The organism is Pedobacter sp. Leaf132, assembly GCF_920984695.1.
Taxonomy (GTDB): Bacteria; Bacteroidota; Bacteroidia; order Sphingobacteriales; family Sphingobacteriaceae; genus Pedobacter.
The window spans coordinates 335,790-357,790 of the sequence record NZ_CAKLBO010000002.1; the positions used below are offsets into that span (position 1 = coordinate 335,790).

A 22,001-nucleotide genomic window follows, 5' to 3' on the forward strand; every position below is an offset into this window, starting at 1 on the left:
CGGGATGTTCTGAAAGGCATCTCGAATGTTATATTGATGGGATTTGTAATCCCATGATTTAAACCATAATAATATCTTTATTTACGCAAAGATTGCTCGAAACTCTGAATGACAAAATGAACCGCAAAAACGGGAATGAAAATTTGTGAAGTGATTAAATTACCCTAATCTTTATCATGCTTAGTCCATATCAATTCTTCAGTTTTGTAACCAAGTGCTTTTGCTTTTTCTAAATAGGCATTTTTTACAATTTCCGGGATGGCTTTAGTTCTTGATAATATCCAAAGGTAATCCAGGTTATTGCCGGCAACCAAAGCATATTTGTAATCCGGGTCAATCTCAATTACATTATAACCTGCATAAAAAGGTCCGAAGAACGAAACCTTCAAGCGTGCTTCATCATCGCCTTTAACAAATTTGGCTTTACCAATACTTTGTTTCCATTCGTTTTTTACGAAATTATAGCCTCGGTTATCTACTTTTATGGTGCCATCTTCTTTCGCAGTATAAGTTGCAGTTACGTTGTTTAAATTCTTTTCAAATTTGAAATCCATTCTTGCAATTTCATACCACTTGCCAAGATACCTATCTTTTTGAAATGGCTTTACAGCGGTTGCTCCTTTTGGAATAGAAACGCTGCAGCTCTCCATACTAACTACAATAACGGCAAGAGATGCAGCCAGGATTGCATGTTTATAATTTATCTTCATATATGCGATTTAAACAACGGAGAACAGATGCAAACCATAAAAGTTTTGCTTTAGCGCTGTAACTTGCATTACTGCATGGTTAGCACTGACAGTCTGGATACTTTTACAATCAAACTGGATATAAACTAGCTGTTCGAGATGTTCCGTAGGGCATCGAACTAAATATAATTTCGGATTTTTAATCCGATAGAATAAAACCTTGTCTTGTTTAAGTATTTACAAGTTCTGTGCTCACTCAAATCTAAAGGAGAAAAAATATACTCCATCCGGAAATCATGCCAACAAAAAAGCCTCCAACTTTCGTTGAAGGCTTCTGTGATCCCGCTGGGATTCGAACCCAGGACCACTACATTAAAAGTGTAATGCTCTACCAGCTGAGCTACGGAATCTACTTTAATTTAATTGACCTAAGCCCTTTGTTTTAAAGTGGTGCAAATATAGGGTTCTTCACTATTTCATGCAAATAAAAATTATTTAAATGTGCTAACTATATTGATTTATAGAAAGATTAAATGTTCATTGCATGAAATGAGCGTGAAACATGGTTTTAGAGAGCGCATATTGCGCTAAATGAAATCGCCTTCCATGCTTAATAATGATTATCAATATTCTACTGCTTTCACATAAATTTATATTATAAAGACTTAAGAAGCATGTATTTTGAATAAAATTAATTAATGATGCCTCAAAATGGCGTAGTAAATTTAAATGTGAGTTTAATTGTTCATCTTAAGGTTAAATATGCTTGTATGTGTCTTTAATTTGTACGGATTTATACGTCATTTAATCTAATTGGCAAAAATTTTCTGTCATTATTTTATATTTTCTTATGAATATTAAATCACGCAAACGTTTGATGTAAAAAATGCTGGAATAATTTCTTAGTTTGGCAAAATCAACTCAACCAAACTATATTTTTATGTCAAATATTTCAAGCTCCGCACAAAATAGAGGTCCGAAGCCCTTAGTTGTTATTTGTGCCTTGTTCTTTATCTTCGGATTTGTAACCTGGGCAAATGGAACGCTTATACCATTTTTCAAACTTTCCTTTGGGTTATCAGATATTCAAGCCTTTTTAGTCACCTTTGCTTCTTACATGGCATATTTTTTTCTTGCCCTTCCATCATCATGGATATTAAAAAAGGTAGGATTTAAAAACGGCATTATTTTAGGCTTAGTTGTTTTGGCGCTTGGTTCTTTAATATTTATTCCGGCGGCACAAAGCAGAACCTTCGGACTATTCTTAACCGGAATTTTTGTTCAAGGTGCAGCATTGGCATTATTGCAAACAGCATCTAATCCCTACTTAACCATTATCGGTCCAATAGAAAGTGCCGCAAAGCGGATAAGTATTGCCGGTATCTGTAATAAATTTGCCGGAATTATTGTGCCATTCATCATGGGAACCTTGTTCTTAAAAAATGCTTCAGCTATCGAAAAGAAGATTGAAGTTGCCACTGGTTTAGCTAAAGAACAATTATTGAATGATGTTTTAGGCAGGGTAAATATGCCTTACATTGTATTGGCAATATTATTTTCTTTATTCGCGTTGCTTATCAAATTTACCGATTTACCCGAGGTACATGTTGAAGAGGATGTAGTGGCCGAAGATGGTGGCGGAGTGGTTAAGCACAAAAGCATATTTCAGTTTCCGCATTTGTTTTTAGGTGCCTTTTGTATTTTCGTTTATGTTGCGGCAGAAGTCATGGCCGGCGATATTATTGGCGTTTATGGTAAGGCTTTAGGTATCAGTGCAGATGTGAGTAAATATTTCACATCGCTTACGTTGGGTGGTATGTTACTGGGCTACATCATTGGTATTATTGCTATTCCCAAATATATTTCTCAGCAATTCGCTTTGCGAATTTGTGCAATTTTAGGTTTAATTTTTACCCTAATTGCCTATTTAACATCAGGTTATGTATCTATTATTTTTATTGCATTGTTGGGGCTGGCTAATTCGTTAATGTGGCCTGCAATTTTTCCGCTAGGCATCAGTCACTTGGGTAAATTTACAAAAACCGGTTCTGCAATTATGGTTATGGGTATTGCTGGGGGTGCAATCTGGCCATTATTATATGCTTTTATTAAAGATGAATTAGGGTTAGACTTTCAGCTAGCTTATTTCGTAACGGTATTGCCTTGTTATTTGTACATTTTATATTTTGCGGTTAAGGGGCATAAGGTTGGATTAAATATTAAGTAGGTGCTTCGACTACGCTCGGAATGACATTGAGCGAAGTATTTCGAGAAGATCAGCATGACAAACATTGCCGTTATTGCTTTGCCGATTTTTCATCATTTTAAAGAGCTTCTTCGACCAGGTTCAGAATGACGGTGAGTTAGATATTTCTATACAAGCAAGATGATACAGTTTGCTGGCATGACATATAACTTACCGTCATTGCGAAGCCGATTTTTCATCGTTTGAAGCAATCTCATCTGGGAAGACATTAAGCAGATCTTTCTTATCCGAGTTATTTTCGCTTATTTTGCCAGCAAATTACAATAAATCAATTCCGAATGAATAAAGCCATTTTTTTAGACCGTGATGGTGTTCTAAATCACGAAATATACGATTACATCTGCCGAGTGGAGGATTTCAAAATTCTGGATTATCAAATTCCCGTTTTAAAGAGATTTTACGATGAAGGTTATTTGCTGATTGTGATTACTAACCAGGGCGGCATTGCTTTAAAACGTTATTCGGAGCAGGAATTGGCAATTATGCATCAAATGCTTAGAAATGCTTTTGTAGCTAAAGGTGCTGATATTGCTGGCTTTTATTATTGTCCGCACCACCCAACTGTTGGTGGCGAATGTAAATGTCGTAAACCTAAATCAGGAATGATTTTAGATGCAATAGATATGTACGATATCGATCCGGCTTTATCTGTAATGATTGGTGATAAACCCCGCGATGTTGAAGCGGCTAATGGGGCAGGAGTAAAAGGGATTTTAATCGAGCCGGATGAGCAAATAAATTATGAAAAGATAAAAGCTGTTCTAAACAGTTAGTTTTTCAGATTTTTGTTTTATTGGTTCATTTTGAGTAAGTTAGAGGATTGTTTTACCCTAATTAAACCTCTTATGTATCAACAAAAAACAATTCTATACACCTTGTTTTTGGCAATTGGTGTAATTTCTTGTAACAATCCAGAAAAATCAGTCAGAACTCCAAAAGAATATTCAAGCGAACAACTTCGCAATAATATTGCCATAGAAGGTGCCGGAATCAGTGTAAACGATTCGAGCATTTTAGTAAGCAATAACGCTTCAGGGATTTTTAATGTACAGGAAATAAACCTGACGGATACATCTGCGAAGGTACTTACAAAATCCACAAAGGAATCTAATTTTGCGATTGATTATCTGCCTGATGGCAAGCATTTTTTTTATTCTTCTGATAAGGGCGGCGATGAAAATAGTCACATTTTTGTAGCGTCTAAAACGGATTCTATAGTTAAAGATATAACGCCATGGGCAGGAAGCAGTAACTCTTTTTTCGGCTGGAATAGTGATAAAACCAACATCTATATATTAAGCAATAAACGCGATAAGAAATTCTTTGATTTATGGAAAATTAGCATAGCCGATTGGAAACCAACAATGATTTATCAAAATGAAACAGGTGATGAACCTGGCTCCATCAGCAATAACGAAAAATATATTGCCTTAACTAAAACCATCACTACAGACAAGAATGAGCTTTACCTATTGGATTTAGCAACAAAGAAGAAAACGTCAATAAGTAACAATTCCGAATCAACATGGAGAGCGCAAGGATTTGAAAAAGATGATGCATCTTTTTACTATTTAACTAACGATTCTAGCGATTATACTTATGTGGTGAAGTATGATTTGGCTAATAATAAAAGAACAAAGTTATACTCCACAGATTGGGATGTTGACGGGTTTTATCTAAGTAAAAACGGCAAATATCATACTGTATTCATCAATGAAGATGGTAAAAACAAGGTTTTGCTTTTTGACCATGCCTCCAATAAAACAATCGACTTTCCTAAAATTGAGGATGGTGATGTATTGGATTTAATTTATTCTGACAGTGAAAAAAATATTTTGCTCACCGTTGGCAGCAGTACAAGTCCTTCAAATTTATACCTATACAATACCGAATCAAAATCATTAAAACAGCTTACAAAAACACTAAATAAAAATATTGATGAGCAAGATTTGGTTAAGGCAGAGGTTGTACGTTTTAAATCCTTCGATGGCAAAGAAATTCCGGCAATTTATTACAAGCCATTAAATGCTGAAGAAAATCATAAAGTTCCGGCTTTGGTTTATGCCCATGGTGGTCCGGGTGGACAAAGTAGGGTAGGTTTTAGCAATTCGATTCAGTTTTTGGTTAATCATGGTTATGCTGTTTTACTTGTTAACAATCGCGGTAGCAGTGGTTATGGCAAAGCTTTCTATAAATTGGATAATAAAGATCATGGTAATGGAGATTTGAAAGATTTTATCTGGGGTAAAAAATGGCTTGCGGAACAAAATTATATCGACACTGCTTCGATTGGAATAATGGGTGGAAGCTATGGTGGAAATATCGTTCTTAATGCGCTAACTATTCATCCCAATGAGTTTAAAGTTGGTGTAGATTTATTTGGCGTTGCTAACTGGTTGCGTACTTTAAAAAGTATTCCGCCATATTGGGAGGCTTTTAAAAAAGCTTTATACGATGAATTAGGTGATCCGAACACGGCAGACAGTGTTCGTTTGAAAACAATTTCACCTGTATTTAATTATCAAAAAATTAAAAAACCATTAATTGTTTTTCAAGGTGTTAACGATGTTCGTGTTTTAAAGGCAGAAAGCGATGAAATTGTAGCAGGTGTAGAGAAAAATGGTATTCCTGTAGAATATGTTTTATTCCCGGATGAAGGACATGGTTTTGTTAAAAAAGAAAACCTGATAGCTACAGATAATAAAACTTTGGCATTCTTGCAGAAATATTTGTATCCGAAAAAATAAGTATGGTTATAACAAGAAAAAGTCCTGAACGTTCAATTTCAGGACTTTTATTATTTTAAGACGCTCGACTCAAAACTTATTTTCCAGCTGCTTTTGCGTGGTCTGCTAAGAAAGTAGCTAAGCCGCTATCGGTTAATGGATGTTTTAGCAAGCCAACAATTGCTGCTAAAGGCGCAGTAATAACATCTGCACCTAATTTTGCACAATTTACAATGTGTAATGGTCCGCGGATTGATGCCGCTAAAATTTGAGTTTCGTATCCGTAATTATCAAAAATTGTTCTAATGTCTTCGATTAGAACCAAGCCATCGCTAGAAATATCATCTAAACGGCCTAAAAATGGAGAAACATAAGTTGCGCCAGCCTTAGCCGCTAATAAAGCTTGTCCGGCAGAGAAAATTAAAGTACAATTAGTTTTAATACCTTTTGAAGAAAAATATTTAATTGCTTTAACGCCGTCTTTAATCATTGGTACTTTAACAACAATTTTCGGGTTAAGCGCTGCTAGTGCTTCACCTTCCTTAACGATTTCATCATAAGTGGTTGAAATTACTTCTGCACTTACATTATCATCAACGATATCGCAAATTGCTTTATAATGATTGATTACGTTTTGGTCGCCTGTGATACCTTCTTTAGCCATTAAGCTAGGGTTGGTGGTTACGCCATCTAAAATACCTAAATCCTGAGCTTCTTTAATCTGATCAAGATTTGCTGTGTCGATAAAAAATTTCATGTTTATAAATTCTTAAATATTTGAGTTTTATAAGATTTAAACCCTGAAGAATTTAATTCCCCCTTCAGAGTTTACTCCGATTTTATATCGGAGGGATTAAGGGAAAAGAAAAAAATGGGCAAGCAACTTCTATCGCACCGCTACAACCTTCTACCCTTGCTATGTTCCCATCCTGGGGGAGTTCAAAGGGAGCTGGTCGTAAAAGACTTGCCCGGCACAAAGGTAGAAAAAGATGTGGTTTTGCAAAACCCATTTATTTAATTTTTTAGTCATTTAAGCTATAACGCTGATTAGTAATTTAATAAAGTTTTAATAGGTAGTAAAACTTATGTACATACTAAGGAACCATTATATATATCATGGCAATTCAATTGTTATTATGGATAAAGGAAAGAGGGGCTTACAAATATTATTAACTATAAGAAAACGGTTGTCAGTCAGAGCTTGTCGAAGATCTTGTAACGGTTGAAATAGCAAAAAAATAAGGTCATTCGGCAAGCTCAAGAAGACAATTTCTTTGTTTTTCCATCAGTTAATGATATTTAGTTTCGTCATTTCTACCTTCGCAGAGAAATAAGAAGTGTTCAGCGAAGATAAATCTTGTAAATTATTTTTAGGCTTAATCGAAAATATCTCTGTCATTGCAAATGAATGTTTGTGATGTCATTAAAATATATAATCCAAAGTTTAATTAAACATTATATGTATTCATTTATAAATACATAATTTATATATAAAATATTTATTTAATCGATTTACTAAACATTACACCTTAAAAGTTAGTTAAAAAGCCAATATTATTCATTTATAAATATTACAATTAAAGTGTTTTATTGTTGTTGATATTGTATTTTAACTTCAATTTATTGTATAAGAACTAAAATTATTCTAAAAATCGTATCAACTCTATAATTTGCAATTCATTTTTTTTAACTTAGTGTTTCCTATACACTAACAACTAACGAGCAAAGAATGGAACCAAACAGTGGATTGTATAATGCACAATTCGAACACGATGCCTGCGGTATCGGGTTTGTTGCGCATGTGAAAGGGCGAAAATCGCATCAAATCATCTCCGATGCGCTTACTATTTTAGAAAATCTAGATCATAGAGGGGCAAGTGGAGCAGAACCAAACACAGGCGATGGCGCCGGAATCATGATTCAGATTCCTCACGAATTTTTTTATGATGAATGTTTAAAAGCTGGCTTTAGCTTACCAGAAACCAATAATTATGGTGTTGGCATGTTATTTATGCCGAAGGATATTCGTTCGAGAGAAGAATGCAGAGAACTTATTTACCGTGCTGCTGAAAAACTCGGACTCGAAATTTTAGGTTTTAGAAAGGTTGATGTAGATACCACCGATATTGGCAGTATGGCATTATCTGTTGAGCCTGAAATTGAGCAGGTTTTTATCGCCAGACCATACGCGGTAAATCCTGGTGCCGATTTCGAACGCAAGCTATACATCTTTAAAAACTACCTGATTAAACTTATTGTAAATACAGTTCACGGTGGTAAAGATTTTTACATTGTTTCCCTTTCTGCACAAACCATTATTTATAAAGGCCAGCTTACTTCTTTGCAAGTTCGTACCTATTTTAAAGATTTAACTGATAAACGTGTGGTTTCGGCTTTAGGCTTGGTACACTCACGTTTTGCAACCAATACTTTCCCATCTTGGAGATTAGCTCAACCTTTCCGTTTTATTGCTCACAATGGAGAGATTAATACCTTACAAGGGAACTTAAACTGGTTTAGGGCTGGTGTTAAATCTTTTGCTTCGGCATATTTTACGCCAGAAGAACTGGATATGTTATTACCCGTTATCGACGAAACGAATTCGGATTCGGGTTGTTTAGATAACGTTATTGAGTTATTATTGCATGCAGGCAGAACCTTGCCACATGTTTTAATGATGTTAGTACCAGAAGCCTGGGATGGTAATGAAGATATGGACCCAATGAAAAAGGCTTTCTATGAATTCCATGCAACTTTAATGGAGCCTTGGGATGGACCAGCAGCAATTGCCTTTACAGATGGTAAATTGATCGGTGCAACCTTAGATAGAAACGGTTTACGTCCTTCTCGTTATGCCATTACGTCTGATGATCGTGTTATCATGGGGTCAGAGGCCGGCGCATTGGCTATCGACCAAAGTACAATTATAGAAAAAGGTAGATTAACGCCCGGCAAAATGTTCGTTGTGGATATGGAGCAGGGCAGAATCATCAGCGATGAAGAAATTAAAACGCAGGTTTGCAGTAAAAGTCCTTATGCAGATTGGATTAACCAATATCAAATTCGCTTAGAGGAATTGCCTGAGCCGCGTGTAATGTTTACCGGGCTTTCGGAAGAATCTATTTTTAAATATCAGCAGGTTTTTGGTTACAGCAGAGAAGATATCGATTTGCTTTTAAAACCAATGGCTATTGATGCCAAAGAGCCAATTGGTTCGATGGGAACTGATACACCCTTAGCGATTTTATCAAAACGTCCGCAACATTTATCAAATTATTTTAAACAACTATTTGCGCAGGTAACCAACCCGCCAATCGATCCGATTAGGGAAAAAGTGGTGATGAGTTTGGCTAGTTTTATGGGTAGCAATGGTAATCTTTTGGAAGAAAACCCTTTGCAATCGCATTGCGTAGCTATAAAACATCCAATATTAACCAATCAGGAATTAGAGAAATTAAGAAGTATCGATACAGGTGTTTTTCAGGCTAAAACATTACAAACCTATTTTAGAGCTGATGGAAAACCTGGTGCTATGGCGAAGGCTTTGGATAGACTTTGCCGTTACGCGGTTGATGCTGTTGAAGATGGTTTTCAGGTTATCGTATTAACAGATAGGGCAATCGATTCGGAACATGCTGCAATGCCTTCTTTGTTGGCGGTTTCTGCAGTTCACCATCATTTAATCCGTAAAGGTTATCGTGGTGCGGTTGGTATTGTAATCGAAGCTGGCGATATCTGGGAAGTTCATCACTTTGCAACTTTACTAGGTTTTGGTGTTACGGCAATCAATCCTTACCTGGCTTTAGAAACGATAAATGGTTTTCAGGCAGAGTCTGGTTTATCCGCAGAAAAACTAACTAAAAATTATATTTACGCTGTGAATGCAGGATTGCTTAAAATCTTCTCAAAGATGGGTATTTCGACCTTACAGTCGTATCAAGGCGCACAGATTTTTGAAATTCTGGGCTTAAATAAACAGGTTGTAAATACGTATTTTACAGGAGCTGTTTCTCGCGTTGGTGGTTTAGGTTTGGATGAAATTGCAAAAGAAACTCTAATTAAACATCACCGTAGTTTTGGTCCGGCAACACAAACAGAAAACTTATTACCAGCCGGTGGAACTTATAAATTCCGCAGAAAAGGTGAAGCGCATTTGTTTAACCCGCAAACCATCCATCTATTGCAAAATGCAACCCGTAGAAATGACTACAATGTATTTAAGCAATATTCGAAATTAGTAAATGAGCAAACGCAGCAGGCTTATACCATTCGTGGATTGTTTGAATTTAATTATACCAGAACTCCGGTTCCATTAAATGAAGTTGAATCTACAGAATCAATTTTGAAAAGATTTGCAACAGGGGCGATGTCTTTCGGTTCAATCTCTCACGAAGCACATTCTACTTTAGCTATCGCGATGAATCGTATTGGCGGAAAAAGTAATACTGGTGAAGGCGGTGAGGATGAAATGCGTTATACAAAATTGCCAAATGGCGATAGTATGCGTTCGGCAATTAAACAAGTTGCTTCAGCACGTTTTGGCGTAACCAGTTATTATTTAACAAATGCTGATGAGTTACAGATTAAAATGGCTCAGGGGGCAAAACCAGGAGAAGGTGGACAATTACCTGGCGATAAAGTTGATGATTGGATTGCAAAAGTTCGTCACTCAACGCCAGGTGTAGGTTTAATTTCGCCTCCACCACACCACGATATTTATTCTATTGAGGATTTAGCACAGCTGATATACGATTTGAAAAATGCAAACCGAGCAGCTAGAATCAATGTTAAATTAGTTTCTAAAGCTGGTGTTGGTACAATTGCCGCCGGAGTTGCTAAAGCACATGCTGATGTAATTTTGGTTTCAGGCTTTGATGGTGGAACTGGTGCATCACCTTTAACATCTATCCAGCATGCAGGTTTACCATGGGAATTAGGCTTAGCAGAAGCACATCAAACTTTAGTTAAAAATAGATTACGTAACAGAATCGTTTTACAAACTGATGGTCAGTTAAAAACAGGTAGAGATATTGCCATTGCGGCTTTATTAGGTGCCGAAGAATGGGGTGTAGCAACGGCTGCCTTAGTAACCGCGGGTTGTATAATGATGCGTAAGTGTCATTTAAATACTTGCCCGGTTGGTGTGGCAACGCAAGATCCTGAATTAAGAAAGTTATTTAGCGGCGATGCAGACCATGTGGTTAATCTATTCCATTTCCTTGCTGAAGAACTACGTGAGATAATGGCTGAGCTAGGTTTTAGAACGATACATGAAATGGTTGGCCAGGCTGATATTTTAAAAGTGCGTGAATTGCCGGAAGAAGATTGGAAGTTAAAACACTTAGATTTATCTGCAATTCTTTTTAAAGCTGAAGATAACGAACTTCCTTTATACAACACTGAACAGCAAGATCATGGTTTAGAACATGTTTTAGATCATCAATTAATTGCCGCAGCTCAACCTGCAATACAAAATAATGAGCCTGTTTTTGCAAGCTTCAATGTCAAAAACACCGACCGTTCTTTGGGTACAATGTTATCTAACGAAATATCCAAAGTACATTTAAGCGCAGGCCTGCCTCCAGATACCATCAATTTTAAATTTGTTGGTTCTGCAGGTCAAAGTTTTGGTGCTTTCAATACGCGTGGGGTTACTCTATCATTAGAAGGCGAAGCAAACGATTACGTTGGGAAAGGATTATCAGGCGCTCGCTTAGCCATTTATCCTTTTGCGAATTCAACATTTATACCAGAGCAAAATATAATTATAGGAAATGTTGCGCTTTACGGAGCAACCTCAGGTGAGTTATTTGCAAGAGGAAAAGCAGGCGAACGTTTTGCTGTTCGTAATTCTGGTGCAACTGCGGTTGTAGAAGGTGTAGGCGACCATGGTTGTGAATACATGACGGGCGGAGAAGTTTTAATTCTTGGTGATACCGGAAGCAACTTCGCTGCAGGTATGAGCGGCGGTGTAGCCTGGATATACGATGCAAACAAAACTTTCTCAAGAAAGTGTAATAAAGAAATGGTTGATCTTGACCCATTACAAGCTGAAGATGAAGAGCGAATATTAGCTTTATTAAAAACGCATATCAGACTGACAGATAGTAAGGTTGCGGAATTTATTTTAAGTGATTGGAAAACACAATCGAGTCATTTTGTTAAAGTATTCCCTAAAGAATATAAAGCAGTATTAGCAAAACGTAATCAACAGGTAAAAACACACTAGTCATGGGAAAAGTAACAGGATTTCAAGAATACGATAGAGTTGCGCCCACTAGAGAAGAGGCTTCAACTCGTGTTAAACATTATGGTGAATTTTTAAATGAATTGCCATCATCAGAATTAAACAGACAAGCTGCCCGTTGTATGGATTGCGGCGTTCCATTCTGTCAGTCGGGTTGCCCTTTGGGTAACGTGATACCAGAATTTAATGATGCCGTTTATCAAGGCAAGTGGGAGCAAGCAGCAGATATTTTATTAAGTACAAACAATTTCCCGGAGTTTACCGGAAGAATTTGTCCGGCACCATGCGAATCGGCCTGTGTATTAGGAATAAATCGTCCGCCGGTTTCTATTGAGGAAATTGAAAAACACATTATTGAAATTGCATTCGAAAAAGGCTACATCAAGGCAAAGGCACCATTAATCCGTACAGGTAAAAAAGTTGCAGTTATTGGTTCAGGCCCGGCCGGAATGGCTGCCGCAGCGCAACTAAACAAAGCCGGACATGAGGTTACAGTTTTTGAACGCGATGATGCACCAGGCGGTTTATTGCGTTATGGCATTCCTGATTTTAAGCTTCAAAAAAACGTGGTAGATCGCCGTGTGGATTTGATGAAAGACGAAGGCATCATTTTTAAATGCAATGCAAATGTTGGTGAGAATATAGAAATCAGCACTTTGTTAAGAGATTTTAATGCAATTGTCTTAGCCGGTGGTTCTACTATTCCAAGAGATTTACCTATCCCGGGAAGGGAAGCAAAAGGTGTACATTACGCAATGGATTTCTTAAAACAACAAAACAAACGCGTAGCCAGCAGAGAAGTTTTATCTGAAGATATTATGGCAACAGGCAAAAACGTAATTGTTATTGGTGGTGGTGATACAGGTTCTGATTGTATCGGAACATCAAATCGCCACGGTGCAAAATCGGTAACCCAATTTGAAATTATGCCTATGCCACCACAGGCAAGAACCGAAAATATGCCATGGCCTAATTATGCAATGTTATTGAAAAATACTTCTTCGCATGAGGAAGGTGCCCAAAGAGCCTGGTCGGTAAATACTAAAAACTTTATAGCCGATGAAAACGGAAATCTAAAGGCGCTAAAAGTTGTAGATGTTGAGTGGGAAATTGATGCGAACGGCAGACCCGTAACCTTTAAAGAAGTTGCTGGCAGTGAGAGAGATTTGCCTTGCGAATTGGTTTTACTTGCAATGGGTTTTTTACATCCGCAAAAAGAAGGTTTAATTGAAAAATTAGGTGTAGAATTGGATAACAGAGGAAATGTTAAAGCTTCTGAGCATAACTATCAAACCAATATTGGTAAAATATTTGCCGCTGGTGATGTTCGCCGTGGACAATCGTTAGTAGTATGGGCAATCTCTGAGGGAAGAGAGGCCGCACGTAAAGTAGATGAATACTTAATGGGTAAAACCAAACTACCATCAAAAGATGCCATTGCTTACGCATAATTTAAAATTAAATAATTCAAAATCTGAAAGGCTGCATTTATTGCAGTCTTTTTTGGTTATTGAAAGATTTATCTTGTTGAATTGTTTTATTTCTTACTTTTAAAAGGTCTTCCGACAAGCTCAGGATGACAAGGTGAGTGCAGCAGTGAAGGTTTAAAGAGATAAAGCTAATTTAATAAAGATTTATGCGCAAGTTGTTGCAACGTTTATTGAGTAATTGGGTAATTCGCATGTCGAATAAGTTTGGTTCCAGACCAAATGCAACCAGAATAAATGAAGCATTGACTAAGCTTTATCAAAAAATAAATAGTGGTGATGGCAAAAGAGGACTGATATTTAACGCTGATGGTAATCAGAAATATATTATCTTTTCTGATCAGCATAAAGGAGCAAGAGATTTTGCAGATGATTTTGCCCTTGCTGAGAAAAATTACCTTAAGGCTTTAGAATTCTATAATCAGGAAGGTTTCCATTATTTGAATTTGGGAGATAGTGAAGAACTTTGGGAAAATTTAATGGAATCTGTTATTAAGCACAACCAGAAAACATTTGATTTGGAAAGAAAGTTTATAGAAAGAAATGCTTTCACGAAAATATTTGGCAACCATGATTTGTATTGGGATAATGATCCATTATCATCCTTCAATCTGAACCGTATTTATGGCCAAAGCATTCGGATTTATGAAGGCGCAATTTTACGATTTAATATAGAAGATAAAAATTTAGATATTTTCTTAACCCACGGCCACCAGGGAGATTTGCAGAGTGATGGAAACTGGTTTAGCAAATGGTTTGTTAGCACAATATGGGCGCCTTTTCAATCCTATTTAAAAATTAATCCAAATACGCCAGCTTATGATAATCAGCTTAAAACAGTTCATAACGCGTTGATGTACAATTGGGTAGAAAAGGAAAATAATGTAGCTTTAATTACTGGTCATACCCATCAACCGGTTTTTGCTTCGTTAACACATCTGGAAAGGCTTTACTACAAAATTCAATTTGCTGAGCAGCAAAAAAATGAGGCAGAAACAGCCTTATTAAAAGGTGAACTTAACAAACTCATTGGTAAAGGCGAAGAAATGCCGGCGCTTAAAAAATACAAATCTGCTTATTTTAGTACAGGTTGCTGTTGTTTTAACGATGGGGATATTACCGGAATTGAAATCGAAAATGGTTTAGTTAGATTAATAAAATGGTCGTACAAAAACCGAACAGATTCTGAACGGATTGTTTTAGAAGAAATGAAATTAAATGTGCTTGTAAACCTAACTTAATTACCTTAAAGGTATTTCGACATGGAAGGTTGTGCCTTTATCTTTTCCTGCACTTTCTGCCCAAAGTTTTCCTTTATGTAATTCAAAAATTGTTCGGGCAAGTAGTAAACCTAATCCTTCTGAACTTTGAAGTTGTTTTGGGGAATTATTAAAATTCGCAAATTTTATAAAAAGCTTTTCTAAATCGCCTTCTTCAATACCAACGCCTTTATCTATAATTGAAATATTAAGAATATTTTCTGAAAGTGAACAAATTAAATGAATTTCTGCTCCCGAGTTCGAAAACTTGATGGCGTTTTTAATCAGGGCTTCAATAGCCAAATATAATTTTTCTTCATCGCCATAAACTTCTATAACTTCAGGTGCATCTATTTTTAATAGTAAAATTCTTTTATTCAGTCTTTCTCCAAAATCATTTGAAATTTTATTCAGTAAACTTTTAAAATCAACCTTTCCTTTTTGAAGTTTTACCGCTGCATTTTCGCTTCTTGCCGTACTTACAATATGGTTTAAGCTTTCTACAATGTTCTTCGATTGTGCGTTTATTTTTCCCGCAATCATTTTGCTACGCTCATCCAAGCCAGGCATTCTGCCAATCAACTCAGATTGAAGGGAAATGGTAGTCATTGGATTTTTTAAATCATGCACAAGCATATTCACTCGGTTATCCTGTGTGCGCATTGTCGTACGCATGGCAAATCTGTTTTCTAATTTATCGATAACCAAACCGGCAAGCATTTTAAGCATCTCAATTTGTTTTTGAGTAGGCTCAATTTTCTGGTGGCTAGTTACATGTATTGTACCCACTATAAAGCCTTCAGGCGTAATTAATGGCGCAGCAATAAAAAATGGAACTAAAATATTATCCTTAACTATTGTTACATCAGTGTTCTGAATTACTTTTCTACAAAGTTCATCTACATTATCAAATTTTTGTGAAGCTGAGGCTTTGTAAAAAACGTTTTCTTCATCAACAAAAGAAATGGCTGCATTTTCACTTTCAAAAATATTGGCAGCTAAATTTGCTATTGTATTAAAAGCTAATTCTGGTTTCGTATCTAAAATCTCGTAACGAGCTAACTTTTTCAAGCGATTATTTTCTTTATTCAGTACGTTAGTTTCAGAAATTTCAGTTTCAGACATATAAATAGAATATTTTAAAAATTTTAAAGTTAAATATTATTATCACATTGTGATTATTTATTATTAGAACCACATTATCAGCAAAACAAATGAAACAATTATAGCTAAAAATTAGTTACTAAATATTGTAGAAATAGATGAAGATTTTGTCTTAATTTATCGCTAATAAACACATAAAAATGAGATTACACATAGAACGAAAACCGGTTAAAGTTAACCCTGATACAAAAAGAGTAATTGCCCGTTTCTTTTTTAACGGAGAAGAACGAGCTTTGGAAGTCATTAAAAAAGTGCTGCAGTTTTCTGATGAGAAAGTTTTTTCTTTAGTGTCGCCAATATTGCAAGAGTATTCTAAAAGGCACAGAAATATTACTAAAATACTAAACAGGCATTGTAAAAAGCTTAAAAAACAGCTTACCGCCTTAAACGTAGATTTAGAAGATTTACATCCTTACACCAAGTTATTAATCGGAGCTTACTTTACACATGAATATTCAATCGAATCGGCAGCTTTTTTTAATCCAAGTATTATAGATGATCCTGACCAAACTGATTTAGTAGAAGGTGAAAAACGTGTTATAATCAGCTTCAGGGCTGTAGGTGAAGGACATATATCTTCTATTGTTTTCAGACGTGCTTTAATTGATGCGAAAAATAACATATCTGTTTTACCGGTAGGTAATTATGTTGATGAAGCTGAAGTAATTCGCAATGCAATTTACGTTAAAAAAATGTTCTTGAAAAAGGCTGCTTATGCACAAATCGACCCTTCGGTTTTGGAAGAAATGGAAAGCAAGCTCGACGATAAATTTGAGTACACCAGTTTGAGTAACATCATCAAAGATTCAAAAATTTTACATCAGGATAATCAGAACAGACTTATAGAGTACGATAAAGTGCTTTGGCTCTCTGATACTTACCATACCATCAGCTTTTCGAAAGATACCGATTTATCTGACAGGGTAATTTTCCCGATTTCTGAATTTGAAAGAAAAGGAATTGAAGATGCCAGATTTGTAAAATTTATTAAAGATGATGGAAAAGTGGTTTATTATGCTACTTATACAGCTTTTGATGGTTCTTTAATTATACCAAAACTGGTTCAAACCGAAGATTTTTACGAGTTTAAGGTAATTCCTTTGTATGGCGATGGTGCACAGAACAAAAATTTAGCCTTATTTCCTAGGAAAATTAAAGGCAAATATGTGATGATGAGTAGGATAGACGGATGGAATAATTATCTGATGTTTTCAGACAAGATTAACGTATGGGAAAATCCAATTTTATTAAAACAGCCACGTTACGATTGGGATTTGGTGCAGGTAGGTAACTGTGGTTCGCCCATAGAAACAGATAAAGGGTGGCTTTTAATGACACATGGTGTAGGGCCAATGCGTAGATATTGCATTGGTGTTAGATTGCTTGATTTAGAAGATCCGACAAAAGAAATTGGCCATTTAAAAGAACCATTAATTATTCCTAACGGAGATGAACGCGAAGGTTATGTACCTAATGTAGTGTATTCTTGCGGTTCAATTATCAGCAATGGCGAATTGATTATTCCTTACGGATTATCAGATTACAGCTCAACCTTTGCAACGGTTAATTTAGAATTGCTTTTGAACAAATTGTTGGAGAATAATGCAGAAGAATAATCATAGGGTAATAAATAGTTTTTTTTCTTAAAATTTGTGTAAGTATTAGTTCTCCGATACTTTCCTGTTCATTGCAAAGTTCAGAATAACATTGTGCAAAAAGTCTTAACCGTACTTATGAGCATAAAAAACTTCTTAAAACAAAAAGCCGGATTTTTTTAAAATCCGGCTTTTTGCATTCAAAATATATTCATTAACAAACTTTCTCTGCATCAACTAAAGGAGAGGAAAGGGTTTGAAATTCAATCTCTGCGGCCTTTAGCACCGTTAAGTGAGATATGAAATAAGCTAAAGTACTTTCAGCGCCCTGGTTTCTGTTTACACTATTAAATTGCAGACCATCTGCACAACCATGTGTTTCAAAATCATACAAAGGAATATGTAGGCTGTTTCTACCTAAAAACCACTCATAGCTGATGTGCATCAAATTCAAATATTTATTATCACGTGTAATTTCAAAGGCTTTGTGATAGAGTAAAACCATCGCCATCGTTTCTAATGCCTGCTGATCGTAAACCGGGTTTTTGCCATGTTTCTTCATCCAACCAGCATTTCCAACCGGATTTAAGTATCCGTTTTCAAAAGAAAAACTATTTAGAAATTCTATTGATTCCATCGCAATCTCTAAAGATTCTAAATTTCCGGTTACCTCGTAATGACTTAATAAGGCCAATGGCAAAATCGCATTATCGTAGGTTAAAATATCTTCAAACCAATGCCATTTGTCTTCTTTATTTTTACGGTAAGCATCAACCAGAACAGCTGATAAACGATTTATTTCCTCAATTAAAAGTTCATCACCATCGTGTGCCTTTAGATAATAGCTTACCCCAATAATTGTATTTGCTATAGAACGGATATATTTTAAATCTTTAAAGTGCCGAACAGAATTTGAGAAAAGCTCACGTCCAAATTCCCGGTATGAATTATTTGGTGCTGCACAAATTAAATAACCTAACGACCAAACCGTTCTTCCAAAAGAATCTTCAGAGCCAACTTCATCTAAATAATTCCTGTTGAAACTTAGGAAATTTCTAAAATTACCGTCTTCCAATTGCATGTATTGAATAAAACTCAAATACACAGGCATCAGCTTCAATGCTTTTTTATTTTTATCTTGTTCGTAAGCTAATAGTACCAATATCAAAGCCCTGGCGTTATCATCAATGCAATAACCTTCTTTTAAATTCGGTATTCCAAATTTTGCGTGTTGAATTATGCCTGTATCGTCTGTTAGCAATTCGATATGGCTCAAATTTAAGGCAGGCATACGTTCAACATCAATTATCGGCGGTATTTCTCTCTTAGGTTTTGATACTGAGCTAATCGCTTCATTTAAAGTATTGATATAAGTATTTCCAATTTCAGGCCATCTCAATTTTAAACCGTAACGGTATGCATTCTCTTTAAGTTTTATATGATTTTGCTCATTTTCTAATAAATCATTTACAATTGTTGCCAATTGTTCATCGTTTTTAAAATCAAAAATCTTTCCTCTATCATCCGCAAGCAACTCTTGTGCATGCCAGTATGGTGTGGAGATAACTGCGGCACCTGCACCAACGGCATAAGATAATGTTCCACTTGTTATTTGTGCCTCATTTAAGTAAGGGGTAATGTATAAATAGCAAGCTGTTAAATATTGATGTAATTCAGACTCTGATACAAACTTATTTACAAAGGCGATATTATTCTCTACGCCAAGTTTCTTCGCTAAATATTTTAAGCTATCGCGATATTCTTCACCGTTATGTTTTACAACACCCGGATGGGTATTACCTAAAATTACATATAATACTTCAGGGCGTTTTTTTACAATAGATGGTAAAGCTTTTACAACGGTTTCTAACCCTTTATTTCTGCTGATTAAACCAAACGTAAATAACACCTTTCTACCTTTAAATAAATCAGTTTGTAGCAACTCATTATCCACTGATGGCTCCAAATCAGGTACGCCATGCTCGATAAGCTGTATGTGAGTAGAAGGAATTTGGTAAATGCTTGTTAAAAATAAAACTGCTTTTTTGCTCATTACCACAATTTTAGCTGCTTTAGCTGCAATTTCTTTAATTATGGTTTGTTGCATAAAATTCGGTTCTTTTAACACCGTATGCAATACCGTAATAAATGGCTTTTTTAAATTATTTATTAAGGATAATAAGAATACACCGCTTTCTCCTCCAAAAATTCCAAATTCATGTTCAATTATACAGGCATCAACCTCACTGTTGTTGATGAAATTGGCAGCTTCTAAATAGTCGTGTTGGTTTTGCTGACGAATTACAAACCTAACTTCTTGCGGATACTGATGTTCATTTAAATCATCAGATTCGTTCATTGCAACAATAAAACTTTTGTCGGCTTCGTAGGCAGTATTAAGCGCCAAAGCATTAACAAGGTTTTGATTAAAAGTGGCTAGACCGCATTCGCGAGGTGGGTAAGTTGATATATAAGCAATTTTCATAATTTCAAAGGAATAGATACTTAAATAACATGATATGCCATAAATAGTTTGCCTGTAAAGAAATATGACATTTCTAATCGAAAACAATATGATTTATTAGCATGTTTCTTAATAAAACAAAAAATATGAGATCAATTTGGAAAGGATCAATTGGATTTGGACTTGTAAATATTCCGGTAAAGTTGTATTCTGGTGTACAAAGCAGCAATCTGGATTTAGATATGCTTGATGAACGCGATCAGGCTAAAATTAAATATTTAAGGGTTAATGAAAATACCCATAAAGAAGTACCTTTTGAAAAAATTGTAAAAGGGCATTTTCTAAAAGACAGATATATTATTTTGGATAAGCATGACTTTGAGGAAGCCGCTCCGGAAAAAACAAAAATCATCGAGCTTGAAAATTTTGTAGATATAAAAGAAATCAATCCTATTTATTATGAAACCTCGTATTATACCGAGCCAGAAAAGCAAGGCAGAAAAGCTTATGCTTTACTGCTTAAAGCGTTAGAAAAGTCGGGAAAAGCAGGCGTTGCAAGGTTCGTATTACGTAACAATGAAAATCTGTGTGTTATTCATCCAATGGATGGCGTTATTGTGATCACCAAAATTCGCTTTGAGGAAGAAATCCGAAGTTTAGCAGAAGTAACCAAGGTTACAGATATTACCATCACTAAAAAAGAAATGGATGTGGGTTTAGCATTGATTAAGCAATATTCGAGCAAGTTCGATTTAAGCTCATTTAAGGATGAATATCACAATGAACTGCTAAAGATCATTAAAGCTAAAGCCAAAGGAAAGCGTGCAACCGTTAAGAAGATGAAACCGCAGAAAGCAAGTAGCGATGATCTATATGAACAACTTATGCAGAGTTTAGGCTCGAAAAAAGGGGCTTAATTTGAGTACTCTGAATTTAAAAATGGGTTTAGCATTCTATTTTGCTAAACCCATTTTTTTTATTTAAAAGCAGTTTTTAATTGTTCGGCAGCGTAAGCCTGAGCTTGTTTTGCTTCCGGAACAACCAGCGCCATTCCAAAAAATTCGTGGGTTACGCCTTCATAATTTCTACTGTTTACTTTTACGCCTGCGGCTGATAATTTATTGGCAAGCATTGTACCATCATCATGTAAAGGATCTATTTCTGCCGTAATAATTGTTGTTGGCGGCAAACCTTGCAATTTCGCATTTACTAATGAGATTTGAGGATTCTGAGCCTCATCCATATTATTTAGATATTTTTCCGTAAACCAAGTCATCATTGCCTTATTTAACGGCTTTGCATCAGCATACATTTTATACGATTCGGTTTCCATGTTCGCCTGTGCAATTGGGTAAACCAAAACCTGATGAACCGGAATCATTATTTTTTTATCGCGTGCCATTATAGAAACGTTTGCAGCCAGATTACCACCTGCACTTTCGCCCACAACAGCAATTTTAGCCGGATCGCCTTTTAAACTGGCCGCATTTTTAACAACCCATTCATAAGCAGCAAAAGCATCCTGGTGTGCCGCAGGAAATTTATTTTCGGGTGCCAGTCTGTAAGCTACAGAAACCACAACTGCATTAACCTGTTCTGCCAATGCCTGTGCTGATGCATTATACACATCAAGGTTTGCAATTACAAAACCACCCCCGTGATAGTAAACTATAACCGGATATGGTCCTTTTGCCTCTTTCGGTGTGTAAATTCTTAAATGAATTTTGGCGCCATTTGCATCAATATCTTTTCCAACCGTGTCTACCATTGGTGCAGGAATTTCTATTTTATTCGCCGAAACTAAGTCCATAACAGCATCTGTTGGTGTATGATTTTTACGGGCATCAACAGCGCTCAATGTTTCTAGCGGCTTATCGCCATAGCTTACCAGTTTCTCAATAACCGCCTGCATTTCAGGTTTAATGGTTTTTCCCCATTCTGGCGGCGGACCAGCAGGTTTTAAAGATGAAACAGCATTTGAATCTGTTGTTAAGGAATCGGTTGTGTTCGATTTATTTGAGTCGCTATTACATGCAGATATCGTAATCGCCAGTGCTACAATGGCAGTTGGAATCTTTAATAAATTGATTTTCATAGATTTAAT

At 35.9% G+C, this 22,001-nt stretch carries 13 protein-coding genes, 1 tRNA gene and 1 other RNA gene; 8 read left to right on the top strand and 7 right to left on the bottom strand.

Translation table 11 applies throughout. The annotated features are described in order from the left end of the window. Positions 1-164 precede the first annotated feature (164 nt). Together LUA86_RS05225 and LUA86_RS05230 are read right to left on the bottom strand one after the other, a co-directional pair. Positions 165-710 carry a lipocalin family protein gene (locus tag LUA86_RS05225; protein WP_231459538.1) on the bottom strand — a complete coding sequence of 182 codons (546 nt, stop codon included), beginning with the start codon at positions 708-710 and terminating at the stop codon, positions 165-167. 316 nt (positions 711-1,026) lie between these two features. Then, positions 1,027-1,099, bottom strand: a tRNA-Lys gene (locus LUA86_RS05230). A gap of 530 nt (positions 1,100-1,629) precedes the next feature. Between LUA86_RS05230 and LUA86_RS05235 the strand changes: the two genes are divergently transcribed. From LUA86_RS05235 to LUA86_RS05245, 3 genes are all read left to right on the top strand, one after another. Continuing rightward, positions 1,630-2,916: a sugar MFS transporter gene (locus LUA86_RS05235; protein WP_231459539.1), complete on the top strand. Its 1,287-nt coding sequence runs from the start codon at positions 1,630-1,632 to the stop codon at positions 2,914-2,916. Positions 2,917-3,233: 317 nt separating this feature from the next. After that, positions 3,234-3,728 carry an HAD-IIIA family hydrolase gene (locus LUA86_RS05240; protein WP_231459543.1) on the top strand — a complete coding sequence of 165 codons (495 nt, stop codon included), beginning with the start codon at positions 3,234-3,236 and terminating at the stop codon, positions 3,726-3,728. A gap of 72 nt (positions 3,729-3,800) precedes the next feature. Further along, positions 3,801-5,702, top strand: a complete 1,902-nt coding sequence (locus LUA86_RS05245) for a S9 family peptidase (protein ID WP_231459544.1) — start codon at positions 3,801-3,803, stop codon at positions 5,700-5,702. Between the two features lie 76 nt (positions 5,703-5,778). Here LUA86_RS05245 and fsa read toward each other — a convergent pair whose 3' ends face one another. Together fsa and ffs are read right to left on the bottom strand one after the other, a co-directional pair. Further along, positions 5,779-6,438, bottom strand: a complete 660-nt coding sequence (gene fsa / locus LUA86_RS05250; RefSeq protein ID WP_231459545.1) for a fructose-6-phosphate aldolase — start codon at positions 6,436-6,438, stop codon at positions 5,779-5,781. Positions 6,439-6,551: 113 nt separating this feature from the next. Then, positions 6,552-6,651, bottom strand: an RNA gene (gene ffs, locus LUA86_RS05255) — signal recognition particle sRNA small type. Between the two features lie 759 nt (positions 6,652-7,410). Between ffs and gltB the strand changes: the two genes are divergently transcribed. The 3 genes from gltB to LUA86_RS05270 all read left to right on the top strand — a co-directional run bounded on the left by gltB (position 7,411) and on the right by LUA86_RS05270 (position 14,656). After that, a complete protein-coding gene (gene gltB, locus LUA86_RS05260; protein ID WP_231459546.1) occupies positions 7,411-11,910 on the top strand; it encodes a glutamate synthase large subunit in 4,500 nt (1,499 codons plus the stop codon). 2 nt (positions 11,911-11,912) lie between these two features. After that, a complete protein-coding gene (locus tag LUA86_RS05265) occupies positions 11,913-13,379 on the top strand; it encodes a glutamate synthase subunit beta (RefSeq protein WP_231459547.1) in 1,467 nt (488 codons plus the stop codon). Between the two features lie 230 nt (positions 13,380-13,609). Next, positions 13,610-14,656, top strand: a complete 1,047-nt coding sequence (locus LUA86_RS05270; protein ID WP_231459549.1) for a metallophosphoesterase — start codon at positions 13,610-13,612, stop codon at positions 14,654-14,656. On the opposite strand, the gene LUA86_RS05275 is transcribed toward LUA86_RS05270, so the two are convergent. Next, positions 14,657-15,799: a HAMP domain-containing sensor histidine kinase gene (locus tag LUA86_RS05275; RefSeq protein WP_231459550.1), complete on the bottom strand. Its 1,143-nt coding sequence runs from the start codon at positions 15,797-15,799 to the stop codon at positions 14,657-14,659. A gap of 179 nt (positions 15,800-15,978) precedes the next feature. Between LUA86_RS05275 and LUA86_RS05280 the strand changes: the two genes are divergently transcribed. Next, a complete protein-coding gene (locus LUA86_RS05280; RefSeq protein WP_231459551.1) occupies positions 15,979-17,454 on the top strand; it encodes a glycoside hydrolase family 130 protein in 1,476 nt (491 codons plus the stop codon). A 193-nt stretch (positions 17,455-17,647) separates the two neighbouring features. Here LUA86_RS05280 and LUA86_RS05285 read toward each other — a convergent pair whose 3' ends face one another. Continuing rightward, a complete protein-coding gene (locus LUA86_RS05285; protein WP_231459553.1) occupies positions 17,648-19,918 on the bottom strand; it encodes a glycosyltransferase in 2,271 nt (756 codons plus the stop codon). A 125-nt stretch (positions 19,919-20,043) separates the two neighbouring features. Between LUA86_RS05285 and LUA86_RS05290 the strand changes: the two genes are divergently transcribed. Then, positions 20,044-20,814: a Ku protein gene (locus LUA86_RS05290; protein WP_231459554.1), complete on the top strand. Its 771-nt coding sequence runs from the start codon at positions 20,044-20,046 to the stop codon at positions 20,812-20,814. Positions 20,815-20,873: 59 nt separating this feature from the next. Here the strand turns inward: LUA86_RS05290 and LUA86_RS05295 are convergent, their stop codons facing one another. Continuing rightward, a complete protein-coding gene (locus tag LUA86_RS05295) occupies positions 20,874-21,992 on the bottom strand; it encodes an alpha/beta hydrolase (protein WP_231459555.1) in 1,119 nt (372 codons plus the stop codon). Between the last annotated feature and the right edge of the window lie 9 nt (positions 21,993-22,001).